The sequence below is a fragment of the Pseudomonas sp. Fl4BN1 genome (genome assembly GCF_009908285.1).
GTDB lineage: Bacteria > Pseudomonadota > Gammaproteobacteria > Pseudomonadales > Pseudomonadaceae > Aquipseudomonas.
Genome location: NZ_JAAARM010000082.1, coordinates 1 through 1,243, shown reverse-complemented (window position 1 = coordinate 1,243; position 1,243 = coordinate 1). Strand labels below are relative to the sequence as shown.

Genomic DNA, 1,243 nt, shown 5'->3' with positions numbered 1-1,243 from the left:
GGCAAGCTGTTGTGGCTCAATGTTCCTGGACCACTCTGTAGGAGTTTCAACCTAAGGAAGCATCATGGGATTTCGGGTCGTTACCGCTGAAGAAAAGGCTGAAGCCATTCGCTTGGTCGTGGAGATGAATTACTCCGTGCCCAAGGCATGTGAGCAGACTGGCGTTGGGCCCACAGCCCTGCGTCGCTGGGTAGCGAGATGGCGCAAGGAGCATGAAGGAGCCTCGCAACCCACACGTCCTCAGGATCAGGAACTGATTGATTCACTGCAGGCCAGGCTGGCGTTGCTGGAAGCCGAGAACAGTGTCCTAAAAAAGCAGTTGCCCTCTCATCTGAAGGTGCTGTTCAGCCGAATCAAGTGATCGAGGGTTTGAAAGGGCTGCTCTCTGTCCGGCACGTTTGCCGACTTCTGGGCGTGCCTCGCAGCAGCTATTACGCTAAGCCCGTGGCCCGACCTGAGCCCCGGGTTGAGCGACATCTGGAAAAGACAATACGGCAACTGCACCGCGAGCATCGGGGCGCTCTGGGTGCCCGAGGGTTTATCAGGGCGCTCAAAAAACAGGGTGTCGTGATTGGGCGCCACCGTATGGGCCACCTGATGAAAAGTCTTGGACTGGTCAGGCGACGAGCCCGTTACGCCCACTATCGTCGTGCCAGTAAACCCGCCAATGCTGCAGCGAATGTCCTTGATCGTCGCTTTAACCCCTCATCGCCCAACACATTTTGGGCAGGCGACATTACTTACATCCGGGTCGGTGGCAGTTGGTTGTACCTGGCTATCGTCATGGATCTTTTTTCACGCCGGATCGTCGGCTGGGCTTTTTCCAGGACTGCCGATGCAGAGCTGTCGCTCAAGGCCTTACGGCTGGCTGTTGGTATACGTCGACCGGGTTCAGCGCTGGTGTTTCACTCGGATCAGGGCTGCCAGTACACGGCGGATCGTTTTGTCGAGTATCTGGCTGAGAAGCAGATCGTGCAGAGCATGAGTCGACGCGCAAACTGCTGGGACAATGCCGTAGTAGAGCGTTATTTCCGAACACTGAAACACGATTGGTCGCCTGAGAATGGCTACCAGAATCACTTCGAGGCACAGAAGGATGTGATGGATTTTATCGCTCATTACAACCATCGGCGTTGTCACTCTGCCTCGAACAACCTGCCGCCAGCTGCTTTTGAAAGGCTGGCGGCCTAATACTCCTACAGGATGGTCCAAAAAAACTGGACCACTACAAGCCAGCTCCTAC

The 1,243-nt window shown here is 55.7% G+C and carries 2 protein-coding genes; both read left to right on the top strand.

From position 1 onward, the window contains the following. Positions 1 to 64: 64 nt before the first annotated feature. Positions 65 to 361, top strand: a complete 297-nt coding sequence (locus GV818_RS33650; RefSeq protein WP_161760112.1) for a transposase — start codon at positions 65 to 67, stop codon at positions 359 to 361. Beyond that, the gene (locus tag GV818_RS33645; RefSeq protein WP_218586323.1) at positions 358 to 1,191 is read left to right on the top strand and encodes an IS3 family transposase; all 834 of its coding nucleotides are present in this window, start codon (positions 358 to 360) and stop codon (positions 1,189 to 1,191) included. The genes GV818_RS33650 and GV818_RS33645 overlap by 4 nt, the downstream gene beginning before the upstream one ends. Positions 1,192 to 1,243: the final 52 nt, after the last annotated feature.

Coding starts and splice junctions, on each gene's coding strand:
- GV818_RS33650 (WP_161760112.1), top strand. CDS start 65: ATGGGATTTCGGGTCGTTACCGCTGAAGAAAAGGCTGAAGCCATTCGC.